Origin of the sequence: Pseudomonas sp. 58 R 12 (genome assembly GCF_900005865.1) — a bacterium.
Classification (GTDB): Bacteria; Pseudomonadota; Gammaproteobacteria; order Pseudomonadales; family Pseudomonadaceae; genus Aquipseudomonas; species Aquipseudomonas tritici.
The window spans coordinates 156,130-169,347 of record NZ_CVTP01000008.1; the positions used below are offsets into that span (position 1 = coordinate 156,130).

The 13,218-nt window shown below is 58.4% G+C and carries 14 protein-coding genes; 8 read left to right on the forward strand and 6 right to left on the reverse strand.

The window, feature by feature from the left end:
• Positions 1-18 precede the first annotated feature (18 nt).
• Positions 19-888, reverse strand: coding sequence for an isocitrate lyase/PEP mutase family protein (locus BFP95_RS04135; protein ID WP_065873111.1), 870 nt, complete (start codon positions 886-888; stop codon positions 19-21).
• A 131-nt stretch (positions 889-1,019) separates the two neighbouring features.
• Positions 1,020-1,484, reverse strand: a complete 465-nt coding sequence (locus BFP95_RS04140; protein ID WP_065873110.1) for an Lrp/AsnC family transcriptional regulator — start codon at positions 1,482-1,484, stop codon at positions 1,020-1,022.
• Between the two features lie 135 nt (positions 1,485-1,619).
• Here BFP95_RS04140 and BFP95_RS04145 point away from each other — a divergent pair, with 135 nt between their 5' ends.
• The gene (locus BFP95_RS04145) at positions 1,620-2,660 is read left to right on the forward strand and encodes a zinc-dependent alcohol dehydrogenase family protein (protein WP_065880507.1); all 1,041 of its coding nucleotides are present in this window, start codon (positions 1,620-1,622) and stop codon (positions 2,658-2,660) included.
• A 90-nt stretch (positions 2,661-2,750) separates the two neighbouring features.
• On the opposite strand, the gene BFP95_RS04150 is transcribed toward BFP95_RS04145, so the two are convergent.
• From BFP95_RS04150 to BFP95_RS04160, 3 genes are all read right to left on the reverse strand, one after another.
• Complete coding sequence (locus BFP95_RS04150; protein ID WP_065873108.1) at positions 2,751-3,113, reverse strand: response regulator; 363 nt, start codon at positions 3,111-3,113, stop codon at positions 2,751-2,753.
• Positions 3,114-3,136: 23 nt separating this feature from the next.
• On the reverse strand, positions 3,137-4,579 hold the full coding sequence (locus BFP95_RS04155) for an ATPase domain-containing protein (protein WP_065890993.1): 1,443 nt from the start codon (positions 4,577-4,579) through the stop codon (positions 3,137-3,139).
• Positions 4,580-4,659: 80 nt separating this feature from the next.
• The gene (locus BFP95_RS04160; protein ID WP_065873106.1) at positions 4,660-5,472 is read right to left on the reverse strand and encodes a DUF1206 domain-containing protein; all 813 of its coding nucleotides are present in this window, start codon (positions 5,470-5,472) and stop codon (positions 4,660-4,662) included.
• A gap of 190 nt (positions 5,473-5,662) precedes the next feature.
• Between BFP95_RS04160 and BFP95_RS04165 the strand changes: the two genes are divergently transcribed.
• Together BFP95_RS04165 and BFP95_RS04170 are read left to right on the forward strand one after the other, a co-directional pair.
• On the forward strand, positions 5,663-5,911 hold the full coding sequence (locus BFP95_RS04165) for a CsbD family protein (protein ID WP_065873105.1): 249 nt from the start codon (positions 5,663-5,665) through the stop codon (positions 5,909-5,911).
• Between the two features lie 90 nt (positions 5,912-6,001).
• Positions 6,002-6,514 (forward strand): GNAT family N-acetyltransferase, encoded by a 513-nt coding sequence (locus tag BFP95_RS04170; RefSeq protein ID WP_202895314.1) that lies wholly within the window; start codon positions 6,002-6,004, stop codon positions 6,512-6,514.
• A gap of 58 nt (positions 6,515-6,572) precedes the next feature.
• Here BFP95_RS04170 and BFP95_RS04175 read toward each other — a convergent pair whose 3' ends face one another.
• Positions 6,573-7,199, reverse strand: a complete 627-nt coding sequence (locus tag BFP95_RS04175) for a DUF1349 domain-containing protein (RefSeq protein WP_065873104.1) — start codon at positions 7,197-7,199, stop codon at positions 6,573-6,575.
• A gap of 636 nt (positions 7,200-7,835) precedes the next feature.
• On the opposite strand from BFP95_RS04175, the gene BFP95_RS04180 reads away from it, so the two are divergent.
• Genes BFP95_RS04180 through BFP95_RS04200 form a run of 5 tightly spaced genes read left to right on the forward strand, consistent with a single transcriptional unit; the run spans position 7,836 to position 13,201 of the window.
• Complete coding sequence (locus BFP95_RS04180) at positions 7,836-8,747, forward strand: methyl-accepting chemotaxis protein (RefSeq protein ID WP_256534136.1); 912 nt, start codon at positions 7,836-7,838, stop codon at positions 8,745-8,747.
• 9 nt (positions 8,748-8,756) lie between these two features.
• Positions 8,757-9,125 (forward strand): response regulator, encoded by a 369-nt coding sequence (locus tag BFP95_RS04185; RefSeq protein ID WP_065873103.1) that lies wholly within the window; start codon positions 8,757-8,759, stop codon positions 9,123-9,125.
• 22 nt (positions 9,126-9,147) lie between these two features.
• Positions 9,148-9,435, forward strand: a complete 288-nt coding sequence (locus BFP95_RS04190; protein ID WP_065873102.1) for an STAS domain-containing protein — start codon at positions 9,148-9,150, stop codon at positions 9,433-9,435.
• A 41-nt stretch (positions 9,436-9,476) separates the two neighbouring features.
• Positions 9,477-11,513 (forward strand): chemotaxis protein CheA, encoded by a 2,037-nt coding sequence (locus BFP95_RS04195; protein ID WP_065880510.1) that lies wholly within the window; start codon positions 9,477-9,479, stop codon positions 11,511-11,513.
• 29 nt (positions 11,514-11,542) lie between these two features.
• Positions 11,543-13,201, forward strand: coding sequence for a methyl-accepting chemotaxis protein (locus BFP95_RS04200; RefSeq protein ID WP_065890991.1), 1,659 nt, complete (start codon positions 11,543-11,545; stop codon positions 13,199-13,201).
• The last annotated feature ends 17 nt before the right edge of the window (positions 13,202-13,218 follow it).

The following is a 13,218-nucleotide window of genomic DNA, read 5'->3' on the forward strand; positions in this document are numbered from 1 at the left end:
CTCGTTCGGGCTTGAGTCTTACTCTTTTACGTCCATGAACTCTTCAGCCCACGCCACGTAGCTTTCCGGCAACGTGTACGTGTGCGTCAGCTCGGTGGCGCTGAGGTTGTCGGTGCTATGGGTCAACTGGCGCTGGGCACGCAAGCTGTCGTAGGTAGCCTTGATCGCGGCAAAGTAAGCGCCGTGGCCGGCAACGACTACGCGCACACCGAGGCTGGCCAGCCGCTGGGCGTCATTCAACTTAGGATTGCCATACGTCACCAGCATCAGCGGCACCGTCAGGTTCTCCGCGATCTTCTCCAGGTGCTCGAAATCAGCCACACCCACCATGCAAATCCCATCGGCACCGGCTTTCTGATAAGCCAGGGTCCGCTCGATGACCGCTTCGGTCGGCAACACACCTGCGTTGGTCCGCGCAATGATCGACAACTCTGGATCAACCCGCGCCTCCAGTGCAGCCCGCACCTTGCCGATGCCTTCTTCAATGGAGATCAGGTCGGTGGACTTACGCCCAAATTGCGCCGGCAGCAATGTGTCTTCAATCGTCAACGCGGCCACACCGGCGCGCTCAAGTTCTTCGACAGTACGCATTACGTTCAGCGCGTTACCGTAGCCGTGGTCAGCGTCGGCAATGTACGGCAACTGGGCGACGCGACCGATGCGGGTGGCCTGTTCAACAAACTCACTCAGGGTGATCAGCGCGAAATCGGGTGCGGCCAGTACCTGCAACGAAGCGACTGAGCCACCAAGGATGCCGACTTCGAAACCCAGGTCGGCGGCGATACGCGCCGACATTGGGTCGAATACGGAGGCGGTTTCAACGCACGTTGGGGTGGCTAGCAATTCACGGAATTTGCGGCGCAAGGCTGAGTGAGAGAGTTTCGGCATGTTCTTTCCTGGTTCTGGTCATCGTCGAGTGACGATCAATGTCTATTCGTGGTGGTGCGAGATTAACACGCCAGGAAACAGGGGATTATGACGTTTAAGGCAGGCGTATGCGTTTAACGCATACGGCCTCTTCAAAGCAGCGGCAAACGGTTGATCACCTTCATCTCGCGCAGCGAGATATTTGAGCGGATGTTGAACACGCCTGGTAGCTTGCGCAGCACTTTCTCGACGAATCGGCTGTAGTCATCAAGGTCTTTAGCGACGACCTGCAACAGGAAGTCGGCTTCTCCTGTGGTGTTGTAACAGGCGAGCACATTCGGGCTGTCCAGAATGATCGCTTCGAACTGCGCGGTTACATCTTCGCCATGCTGGGTACACGCGATCTGTACGAACGCCATGACGCCGATACCGAGTTTGCGACGATTGAGTACCGCCTGAAAACCCTCGATGACCCCAGACTCTTCAAGCCGTTTTTGCCGCCTCCAGCAGGAGGCCTCGCTCATCGCCAATTGCTCGGCCAATTTCGCATTGGACAGCTTTCCATCCCGTTGTAGACGGTCGGCAATTTCAAGGTCAACTTTATCGAGTTTTTCCACAGTGAAAGATCCTTTCAGCAGACCCGCAGGCCAAATCAGTTTCTTGCAGAACTTACTGTAATGGCGCCTTTATAAGAAAGGTAAATTCATAAGATCAACGCATAATGAATGAACACTTCAAATTAAGGGGGTTCTATGAAGGCCGTGGTCTACGAAGCATTTTCAGCACCGCCCACGCTGCAGGTGGTTGCCGACCCGGCACCGGAAGCACATGGCGTCGTCGTAAAAGTAATGGCCACCGGCGTGTGCCGGAGCGATTGGCATGGGTGGGTCGGGCACGATGCGGACATCGAGCTGCCGCATGTGCCCGGGCATGAATTGGCGGGCATTGTCGAGGCGGTGGGCAAGGACGTTGTGAGGTGGAAAATCGGCGATCGCGTCACCGTTCCGTTCGTGGGTGGCTGCGGCGCCTGCCCACAGTGCAATGCGGGTCACCAGCAAGTCTGTGACAGCCAATTTCAACCCGGCTTCACGCACTGGGGGTCGTTCGCCGAATACGTATCGATTCATCAGGCAGACCTCAATCTGGTTGCCCTGCCTGACGCTATGGAATATGCCACCGCCGCCAGTCTGGGTTGCCGTTTTGTCACGTCGTTCCGAGCGGTCGTGGATCAAGGCAAAACCACCGCAGGCCAATGGGTGGCGGTGCACGGCTGTGGTGGCGTGGGTTTATCCGCCGTGATGATCGCCAATGCATTGGGCGCCAATGTGATCGCGATCGACATTGCCCAGGACAAGCTTGATCTGGCTCAGTCGCTGGGTGCGGCGGTGACTGTGAATGCCAGTCAAGTCGATGATGTAGTGGGCGCCGTGATGGAAATCAGCGGCGGCGGGGTGCATGTGTCCCTGGATGCCCTGGGACACCCGACGACGTGCTTCAACTCCATTAGCAACCTGCGCAAACGCGGCAAGCACGTCCAGGTTGGCTTGATGCTGGGCGGTAATAACACGCCCATCGTGCCCATGAGCACTGTGATCGCCAAGGAACTTGAGATCCTGGGCAGCCACGGTATGCAGGCTCACCGGTACGATGCGATGTTTGCGATGATCAAGTCCGGAAAACTGTCTCCGCAGCGACTGATAGGGCGCACCATCAGCTTGGAACAGTCCATAGACGCGTTAATGAATATGGACAGGTTCGAAGTTGCCGGTGTCACTGTGATTACGCAGTTTTGATCAACTAGAGCGCCCATCCAGCCTGATAAGCGCGCAGGCAGGAGGAGGGCGCCGTCGCCGCATCGCCGACACCTGCCAAAGGTTCGGCATTCAAGCTGGGGTCAACAGGCGCCGTACTTCGGCGATGATCAAATCAATCTTGAAGGGCTTATCCAGCACAGCATCAAACAAGTCTGATCTTTCCATGCCGACATGGGCTTGCGCACCACTCACCAGAATAATAGGCAAGTGATTGAGCGACGGCAGCGCACGTACGGCCGTTGCGAACTCGAGTCCGTCCATAACGGGCATCATGAAGTCGGTAATGATCAACGCTGGCCGTTCCCGCTCCAGCACTTCAAGGCCTTTGCGACCATTACCGGCCTTCACGACCATGAATCCTTCATCCTCCAGCGCATAGCCGAGAATATCGGCGATCAAGTATTCGTCGTCGACGACAAGGATGGTGGACATGTCAATTCAACCTAACCAAGTACTTATGATGCTGAGCCTGGTAGCGCAGAGTGTGCGGGAACTGAGGATGCATGTCGGGAAACCTTTCTCAGTTCAACGGTTTGGTCACGGACGACCACCTCCAGCAATGAGGTGTCATAGAAGCTGTCTCTCACTTTAAGAATGGAAAGCGTCCTCTTTAGTTCAAGTTGAATTTCCTGGAAGCGCATCAGCATCAGGTTGTCGGCGATGCTGGACAGTTCAGAGGCGGGCGCGCTGACCTCGGAGCCGACAAGGTCGTGGATCTCGATGGATGCAAATACCGTGACGCCCCTGGAACGCAGCTCGTTCATCAGAGCGCTGTAGAAGTCGGTGATGCGCGCGGGGTTATTCGACACGCGGGTCATCCCGCTCAAGCTGTCGATGAACAGACGCTTGATGCCTTTCTCCTCGACCACGCGCAACAAGCGTGCACCCAGCCCGTCGAGCAAACCTTCGGTAGTCGGTTGCCAGGCGATCGTCAGCGCGCCACTGTCTTCCAGCTGCTTTATATCGATGCCCAACGATTCGCCTTTCAGGCGCAAGCGCTGCGGGCTTTCATAGAAACCAAAGTGCAGGCCCGGCGACTCTACCGTTGATTCAGCCAGAAACTTGAGGCCCAAGGTGGTCTTGCCGATCCCTGATGGCCCCATCACCAGCGTGACGCTGGAGCGGTGCAGGCCGCCATTCAGGATGTCATCCAACGACCCGATGCCACTGGGGATACGCGTGAGGTCGGCGTTGTCGTGTGAAGACGGGTAGCTATAGAGGCTTTCCAGGCGCGGATAGACCATCAGGCCGTCGTCAGTGATTTCACACTCATGCAGGCCGGTCAGGGCGCCGCTGCCTCGGGTCTTGCGCAATTGAATACGCCGGACCGAACGCGTACCGAACAACTCCTCACCCATTTCGATTACACCGTCGACCATCGTGTGCTCGGGGCTACCGTCATCCAATCGCGAGCTGGTCAGGAACAGGACGGTGCAACCGGCAAAGGCGGCGTGACCTTGCAGTTCAGAAATGAATTTCTTGGTATCGATCGGGGAGTCGGCTTTGGAGCGGGCGTTGAGTAAACCGTCTACGACCAAGACCGTGGCCTTCTGCCGGCTGATTTCGCGCCGTAGCAGCTTGACCACTTCATCAAGACCTTCGTTTTCCAGTGTGTCAAACGCGCTGACGAACTGAATTTCCGCGCCCACCCGGGCTGCGTCAAAGAAGCTCAAGGTCGACAGGAACTGGAACAGCCGGTCATGGGACTCGGCCAACAGCGTGGCAACCAAGACACGCCCGCCGTTGCGCGCATGGTGGAACCCAAGCTGGTTGGCCAGAATGGTTTTGCCGGACCCAGGGCGACCCTGAATGATATAGGAGGCCCCAGCGACCAGTCCGCCCTTGAGGAGGACATCCAACCCTTCGATTCCGCTTTGAAGGCGATTTAGCTTTTCCACAGTACGACCCTGATCGTTAAACCCAATGGGCAGGATGCTAACGCCATTCGAGCGTTGGGGCCATTCAGGATTTGCATAACCTACGCTTTCGGTACTCCTGGCACATCCATATTTATCCTGCGCCAAAACGCTTCAGAAAAACTGTAAACCGAGAAAGCAATCAGCCCCAAGGCCATCACCATCAAAATCAACCATCCACCCGGAAGGTTCTGGAGCGCGTCGAGCGCTTCCTTCATACCAGGTGGGTCCATGGCTTGATAGGTAGAACCGCTGACTGCCAGTAGTAGCGCAATTTCTATAAACACGACGCCACGTGCCATGAGACCGAACCGAGACACTGGCCGGACGTAGCGCATGACATCTTCATCGGCATTAAAGTATTTCTCGAACGACGCCTTCCATCCCTTAATGATGTGAGCCACTCCAACGCCAAGTGGAAGGAGGGCGATCAGGTACACCAACACGTTCGAGTACTCCCAAGACAACAGATGCGCCAGCCAATCTTTGGTTTGCCCTCCGGAATTGCCCGAGCTTCGAATGCCGCTCATGAGGAGGCCGAGTGCAAAAAACGCTAAAGCACCGTTGACGACACCTCCGGAAAACAGGCCCGCTCGAATAACCAAACCCTTGAGTTCTGTGCCGTGATGATCGACATCACGCGTCGCTTGCAGGACACGCCAACCTGCAAAAGCGAGCAGACCTGCCACCACAAGCCCAACCAAAAAATAGCCGAACGGCTGGCCTAGCAAGGCTTCCAGGCTCTTATGGCTGTCCTTCGGTTTTGTCGAATCGTGTGCTGCCAGCAGCGCGAAGATACCGATGATCAAATAAAGCACGCCCCGAGCGGCGTATCCGCCGCGAGCGAGTACTACAAGGCTGTGTTGCGTGGACATTGGATCTATTCCCAAGAGTGATACAAGAGCAGACCCATCTTGCCGGGAGGGGTTCGATTGAGGCGATGCCTCTTTCGATGCTCATCAACGTTGAACTTATCAAGGTGCTCATCCCCCTAAAGCAGTGCAGATGACCTCTCGTTCAGGTTGACCTGGATATACCCACTTACTCGCAAAGATTTGGTGATTTATGAAGCGTGAACAAGTAGAAGGTGTTGCAGAAAAAGTTGCTGGGAAGGCACAGAGTGTCGTCGGGAAACTGTTTGGTGATTCGAAGCTTGAAGCTGAAGGCGCTGGACGCCAAGCTGCCGGTCAACTGACCCAAACTTATGGAGATGCACTGGACAGCGTATCTACGTTTGTTAAAGAGAAACCGGTTGCCGCACTTGCAATTGGTGCAGTTGCGCTCTTGGTTCTAGACCGTCTCTTGCGCCGCTGATTCAGACCAGCAGGCGTATAACGTCTTTTGGTTGCGGTGGCCCCGTATTGACGGTTTCCACCGCAATGAAATCTCTGGAAAAAAGATAGTATGGAAATGTCAGACGTTAAGCTTGCCCGGGTAACGCGCAAAGATGTTGACGAGCTTCTACACGCAAATCGGGAAAGCCGGGAATATCATGGCTGCTGGGTACAGCCGTTCACAACCGCTGCGGGGTTCGAGGAGTGGTATTCGGCTCAAATCATAGGCGCAAGCGTTGGGCTAGTGGCCCGCGATAGAGAATCTGGCCACATTGTCGGAGTCACCCATCTAAGCCAGATCTTCTATAAAGGATTTCAAAACGCCTATCTCAGCTACTGGGGCATGGTCTCGTTTGCTGGGACTGGAAGAATGTCCCAGGCGGTCGAGTTGACAACGATGTATGCCTTTGAGGAGTTAGGGCTTCACCGTATCGAAGCCAATATTCAACCTGAAAATGTGCGATCAATAGCTCTGGTCAAACGTCTCGGATTTCAGAAAGAGGGGTTTTCTCCGAAATACCTTCAGATCGCCGGGGTCTGGTGCGATCACGAGCGCTGGGCACTTCTGGCCGATGAGCGCTAATCGTGCGGGGTTTCCGTTGCGGGACTTCCTTGCTTGACTTGTATGCTCGGCATATTGGCTAGCTCAAATCATGCAGGTCTTTCCCGATAGGCTGACTCAAAGACCATTCAGAAAACTTTACCCGCAACCCTTGCCGTTCCGGTGTGCAGCACATGGGGCCAACTGTATAGCTTTGCGCTTCTGGAAATGGTGCAAGCCTGAGCAATGGCCAAGTCACGCCATCCGTTGAATACTGCAAGCGTAGCGCTCCATCGGAAATGGTTAAGCGAAGCCAAAAATCATTTGGGTTACCGGTGAAGCAGCTAGGCGCCCAGTCCGACCGGCCTTTGGTCAGGACGCTACTGATCATTGGCATTCCATCGTTATATTCTATCCCTGCCTTGAGCCAAGTCTCCTCATTGAGCCTGACCATAATGCCCGCCTGATCATAGAGCTCGCGAAAATCGGCGTTAACTCTGACCTGAGCCGTAAAGCTTCCTGATGTTGCAAACCCTAAGAAATGTCCGCTGTCGCGTATGAATCCGTAGTGCGTTTCACGCCAGAAGTCGGTTTGTGAACCGGTAACCACCTCCAAGGTGCCGTCAGTAAAGGCTTGGCAAAAGCTCGGCTTGTTCAGCCAATTGGCCGTTCGCCAAACTGACGCATCAATGTCCTGACTGACCTCTACAGTCTGCTTCCTATCCATCCTGTCACCTCCACAATTTATTGGGTGGGTCTGCGTTGCAAACTACTGACGAGCCTGAGATTACTGGCTCAATGCTCTAAAAGTTAACGCGACTGTTCATCGATTGATGTTTATAGACCTGGTCTCCTCGACATCCCTAGTCTCGCCGCCTCGACCTCCCACGATCCCAGTCCAGAGGCTAATGGATGCTCGTTCAAAAAAACATGCTTTGGGACCTGGTTGAAATCTGGCAGAAACCAGACGGAAGGCACATTGGATATCTAAAGTTGTTACGCACAGGGCAGATAACTCCTATGTCGTTTATATCCGCAACAAAGTTCAAGGATCGAACCCATGACCCCGCGCCAATCTATCCGCATCACCCCTCCCGGTCATCCGCGTTTTCGCTGGTTCGCTTTCATTCCAGTCGTACCGGCCGTGATTTGGACACTCGTGCAATCAACCTCTGCGGCCAATCTGGCGGCCTGCGCGGTACTGGTGCTGATCGGCCTCGGTGCCTGCGCCTGGAGCGCGAGTTCGCAGCGTGACGCAGTACAGCTGGGCGTTGCGCGGGCGCAGGCGGATCTGGCCGACGCCGACGCGGCGCGCACCGGCATGGCCTCCCGGACACAGCTCGATGAGGTGTTGCTGGGCGCCATGCCGATCTGGGCCAAGCAGGTGGAAAGCTCGCGCCATCAGACCGAAGAAGCGATTGTGAGCCTGGCTAACCGGTTTACCGGGATCGCCGCGCGCTTGCAGGAAACGGTACAAGCCTCGCAGCACGCTGCTGGTGAACTGGATGGCGACGCCGCCGACGGGGCGCTTGAGGCGCTGGCCCGCAGTGACAGTGAACTGAGCCAGGTGATCAATTCGCTCAAGGCCACTCAAAGCAGCCGTGACCAAACCCTGGCCCAGGTCCGCAGCCTGACCGCCTACACTGGCGAACTGCGCACCATGGCCGCTGATGTGGCGGCGATTGCCGCACAAACCAACCTGCTGGCCCTCAACGCAGCCATCGAAGCGGCACGTGCCGGTGAGGCCGGTCGCGGCTTTGCGGTGGTGGCCGACGCGGTGCGCAGCCTGTCGAGCAAATCCAGTGAAACCGGCCAGCAGATGTCGGCCAAGGTTGACATCATCAATAGCGCCATTACGCAATTGGTCCAGGCCGCGTCCAGCAGTGCCGACCAGGACAGCCATTCGGTGGCCGAGTCCGAAAACAGTATTCAAGTGGTGCTCGAACGCTTCCAGAACATCACCGGGCGCCTGGCCGAATCCGCCGACCTGCTCAAGCAGGAAAGCTACGGCATCCGGGATGAGATGACCGAAGTGTTGGTGAACCTGCAATTCCAGGACCGGGTCAGCCAGATCCTCAGCCACGTACGAGACAACATGCACGCCCTGCATGAGCACCTCCTGCAGGCCAGCCGGGCCCCGGACCAGGCCTTGGCCGTCGACGCCCGCCAATGGCTGGCGCGCATGGAAGCCACCTACGCCACCGACGAGCAACGGCGCCTCCATCATGGAGAGGCGGCCGTGCAGCAGAATTCTCAAGACATCACCTTCTTTTAGGAGCACATCATGGCGAAGAATGTATTAGTGGTCGACGACTCCAGCAGCGTGCGGCAAGTGGTCGGCATCGCCTTGAAAAGCGCCGGTTACGACGTCATCGAGGCCAGCGACGGCAAGGATGCCCTGGGCAAGCTGACCGGGCAGAAAGTGCACTTGATCATCAGCGACGTGAACATGCCCAACATGGACGGCATCACCTTCGTCAAGGAGGTCAAGAAGCTGGCCAACTACAAGTTCACCCCGATCATCATGCTGACCACAGAGTCCCAGGAGTCGAAGAAGGCCGAGGGCCAGGCCGCTGGCGCCAAGGCCTGGGTGGTCAAGCCGTTCCAGCCTGCGCAGATGTTGGCAGCCGTGTCTAAACTGATCCTGCCTTGATCCCGGCGCCGGGGAGGCTCCCATGCCGATAACCACTGAAACAGTCGACGACACTGCCCACGTGCGCATTGACGGCGAGCTTACGATCTACACCGTAGCGGAACTGGCGGGGGCGCTGCTGCCGCAGATGGGCGCGGCACCCCGCCTGGAACTGGACCTGTCTGAGGTCACGGAAATGGATGGCGCCGGCTTGCAGTTGCTCGCGGTCATCCGGCGTGAAGCCGGCATCGCCGGTACCGCCTTGAGCGTGACCGGCCAGAGCCAGGTGGTCATGCAGACGCTCCAACTGTGTCGCAGCGCGGCCTCGTAGTCAGCGCTTCCCACGTTTTTTGATCGACAAGGAAAGTCCCGGTGAGCATCAATCTCGATCAGGCACAGCAGACATTCATCGTAGAGGCGCGCGAGCTGTTGCAGGCCATGGAGCAATCCCTGCTGCAATTGGAAAGCGAGCCCGGCGACCAGGATGCCATTGGCGCGATTTTCCGCGCCGCACACACCATCAAGGGTTCGGCGGGCCTTTTCGGCCTGGCGTCGATCGTGGGGTTCACGCATATCGTCGAAGACGTGCTTGACCGCCTGCGCGAAGGCAATGTGGCGGTGGACGCCGCATTGATCGCGCTGCTGCTCAAGTGCGGCGACCACATGCTCGAACTGGTCGAAGTGGTCGCCAACCGCGGTGAAGCGCCGACGCCTGCGGCTCTGGAGCGCGGTGAGGCATTGCGCGAGGCGCTGAGTGCCTATCAGCCGATGCGAACCGCCACTGCCATCGTCGAAACCGCTGAGGTGGCCGACGACGCGGCGGTCGAAGTGCTCTGGCACATCTCCCTGCGCTTCGGCGTGGATGTGTTCCGTAATGGCATGGACCCCCTGTCATTTCTGCGCTACCTCGAGACCTTGGGGCAGATGATGCAGGTCACCACACTGACCGACAGCATCCCGCCCATGGACAGCTGGGACCCGGAAAGCTGCTACCTGGGTTTCGAGATCGACCTGCGCTCGACCGCCGGCCACGCCACCCTCAACGAAGTATTCGACTTTGTGCGTGACGACTGTGAAGTGCACATCAGTGCCGTCGACGAAGCGCCCGCCAGCACGGCGGCCATCGCTGACGCCCCGGTGACGCAGGCCGAGCCAGGCCTGGTGACGGCCGCACCGCAGCGTCCGGCAGCCAGCGAGGCGAAACCCCGCGACGGCAATTACGTACGCGTCAACGCCGACAAGCTCGACGAGTTGATCAATCTGGTTGGCGAGCTGGTCATCGCCAGCGCCGGCGCGAGCCTGCTGGCCCGTTCCTGTAACAACGACCCCTTGCAAGAGGCCACCTCGACGGTATCGGGGCTGGTGGAAGAGATCCTCGATGGCGCCCTGCATTTGCGCATGATCCCGATCGGCGACACGTTCAACCGCTTCCGCCGCGTGGTGCGCGATATCAGCCAGGAGCTGGGCAAGGACATCGAACTGAGCATCAGCGGCGCGGAGACCGAACTGGACAAGACCGTGGTCGAGAAGATCGGCGACCCGCTGATGCACCTGTTGCGCAACGCCATGGACCACGGTATCGAAAGCGCCGATGCGCGGCGTGCGGCCGGCAAGTCCGCCAAGGGCCACCTGAGCCTCAATGCCTACCATGACTCGGGGAGCATCGTCATCGAGATCGCCGACGACGGTGCCGGGCTCAACCGCGAACGCATCCTGCAAAAGGCCCAGGAACGCGGGCTGGTGGCCGGCGGTGCGGTGCTCACCGACCAGGAGATCTACAACCTGATCTTCGAAGCGGGGTTCTCCACCGCAGAGGCCGTGACCAACCTGTCCGGGCGCGGCGTCGGCATGGACGTGGTCAAGCGCAATATCACCTTGTTGCGCGGCACTGTCGACCTCGACAGCCGCGCAGGGCAGGGCACCGTGGTGCGCATTCGCTTGCCGCTGACCCTGGCGATCATCAATGGGTTCCTGGTCGGCATCGACCAGTCCACCTACGTGATTCCCCTGGACATGGTCCAGGAATGTATCGAGCTGGATGAACACCAGCGCCAGTCCAGCCGCGACACGGGCTATCTGGATCTGCGTGGCGAGGTGTTGCCGCTGGTGCACCTGCGTGATCACTTCAGCCATGAAGGCCCTGTTGGCCGACGCCAGAATGTGGTGGTGGTGCGCTACGCCGAGCATAAGGCCGGGCTGGTGGTGGATGACCTGCTCGGTGAGTTCCAGACCGTGATCAAACCCTTGGGCAAGTTGTTCGGCGCACTGCGCGGCATCAGCGGCTCGACCATATTGGGCAGCGGCGCGGTGGCCCTGATCCTGGATGTACCGGCACTGCTCAACCAAATCGTACACCTGGAAGCCCGCACGACCCAGGCGCCTCAGTCGCTACCGGTCGTCGCCCGCTGACGTATTTGCAATTCCATGGAGGTTCCTCGATGAAATGGTTCTACGATCTTAAAATTTCCACCAAATTGATCTGCTCATTCCTGGTGGTCCTGGCGCTCACCGGGGCCATGGGCGGCTTCGCCGTCCTTCAGCTCGGTGCCGTCAACCAGGCCGCCCAGGACATCAAGGGCAACTGGATGCCCTCCATGCGCGCAGCGGCAGGCATGCGTTTTTTTGCCGCCAACTACCGCTTGAAAGAAAACCGCCACATCGGTACCGAGATTGCAGAGGAGAAGGCCCAGGCCGAACGCGAAGCCATCGACGCGCGCCAACAGTTCGAAACCCGCATGGGCACCTACGAGCAATTGCTGTCGAACGATGAAGATCGACAGCTCCTGGCCAGCGTGAAAAGCGCTTGGGACGCCTACCTGGCATCCAGCAAGCAGTTGCTCGAGTTTTCCCGGCAGAACCAGGAAGCCCAGGCGCGCGGTTTGCTCAGGGGAGAGTCCAAGAGCCATTTTGATGAGGTGACCACTCGCCTGCAGAAAATGGTCGAGCTCAATGACGCCGGCGCGACTGCCGCCGGTGACAAGGGCTCGGCGCTGTACGAAAGCGCACGCGTGTCGATTATCGCGGTACTGGTCGCGGCCCTGTTGATCGGCCTGGGCCTGGCGGTATTCATCGCACGGATCATTTCCCGCCCGTTGCGCCAAGCCGCGAGCGCCGCCGAGCAATTGGCCGAAGGCAACCTCAATGCGCACATCGAGCCGGGTGGGAAAGATGAAACCGGCATGGTGCTCAACGCCATGCGCAATATGGTCGGCAAGCTGGCGCATATCATCGGCGAAGTGCGTAACGCCGCCGATAACCTGGCCAGTGCCTCCGAGGAGGTCAGCGCCACCGCGCAATCGATGAGCCAGGCCACCAGTGAGCAGGCCGCCAGCGTCGAGGAAACCAGTGCGTCGGTCGAGCAGATGAGCGCCAGCATCAACCAGAACACCGAAAACGCCAAGGTCACCGATGGCATGGCCAGCAAGGCCGCCAAGGAAGCCACCGAGGGTGGCGAATCGGTCCAGCAGACGGTGGTGGCGATGAAAAAAATCGCCCAGCGCATCAGCATCATCGATGACATTGCCTACCAGACCAATCTGCTCGCGCTCAATGCCGCCATCGAGGCTGCTCGGGCCGGCGAGCACGGCAAGGGTTTCGCCGTGGTAGCCGCCGAAGTGCGCAAGCTGGCTGAACGCAGCCAAGTAGCCGCCCAAGAGATCGGTGAACTGTCCTCCAGCAGCGTGGACATGGCCGAGAAAGCCGGCAAGTTGCTCGACGAAATGGTGCCTTCCATCAACAAGACGTCCGACCTTGTGCAGGAAATCAGCGCCGCGTCCGAGGAACAGGCCGCCGGTGTCGCGCAGATCAACACCGCGATGACCCAGCTCAACCAGGTGACCCAGCAAAATGCCTCGAGCAGCGAGGAACTGGCGGCCACGGCCGAGGAAATGAGCAGCCAGGCCGAGCAACTGCAGCAGGCCATGAGCTTCTTCGTGCTGGATTCGGCGCCCAAGGCCGCGGTTCAAAGCAGCAGCGTGGACAGCCCGGGCAGCAAGCCCAACCGTCAGGCACCACGCCCGAAACCACCGGCGCAGCGCAAGGCGTTCGCCTACACCATGGCCAGTGCCCCGGACGAAGCAGATTTCACCCGCTTCTGATCGCACGATCAATACGG

Excerpts from the sequence above, each read along its gene's own strand:
- BFP95_RS04135 (WP_065873111.1), bottom strand. The coding sequence starts at position 888 with ATGCCGAAACTCTCTCACTCAGCCTTGCGCCGCAAATTCCGTGAATTG.
- BFP95_RS04145 (WP_065880507.1), top strand. The coding sequence starts at position 1,620 with ATGAAGGCCGTGGTCTACGAAGCATTTTCAGCACCGCCCACGCTGCAG.
- BFP95_RS04150 (WP_065873108.1), bottom strand. The coding sequence starts at position 3,113 with ATGTCCACCATCCTTGTCGTCGACGACGAATACTTGATCGCCGATATT.
- BFP95_RS04160 (WP_065873106.1), bottom strand. The coding sequence starts at position 5,472 with ATGTCCACGCAACACAGCCTTGTAGTACTCGCTCGCGGCGGATACGCC.
- BFP95_RS04165 (WP_065873105.1), top strand. The coding sequence starts at position 5,663 with ATGAAGCGTGAACAAGTAGAAGGTGTTGCAGAAAAAGTTGCTGGGAAG.
- BFP95_RS04170 (WP_202895314.1), top strand. The coding sequence starts at position 6,002 with ATGGAAATGTCAGACGTTAAGCTTGCCCGGGTAACGCGCAAAGATGTT.
- BFP95_RS04175 (WP_065873104.1), bottom strand. The coding sequence starts at position 7,199 with ATGGATAGGAAGCAGACTGTAGAGGTCAGTCAGGACATTGATGCGTCA.
- BFP95_RS04180 (WP_256534136.1), top strand. The coding sequence starts at position 7,836 with ATGCCGATCTGGGCCAAGCAGGTGGAAAGCTCGCGCCATCAGACCGAA.
- BFP95_RS04185 (WP_065873103.1), top strand. The coding sequence starts at position 8,757 with ATGGCGAAGAATGTATTAGTGGTCGACGACTCCAGCAGCGTGCGGCAA.
- BFP95_RS04190 (WP_065873102.1), top strand. The coding sequence starts at position 9,148 with ATGCCGATAACCACTGAAACAGTCGACGACACTGCCCACGTGCGCATT.
- BFP95_RS04200 (WP_065890991.1), top strand. The coding sequence starts at position 11,543 with ATGAAATGGTTCTACGATCTTAAAATTTCCACCAAATTGATCTGCTCA.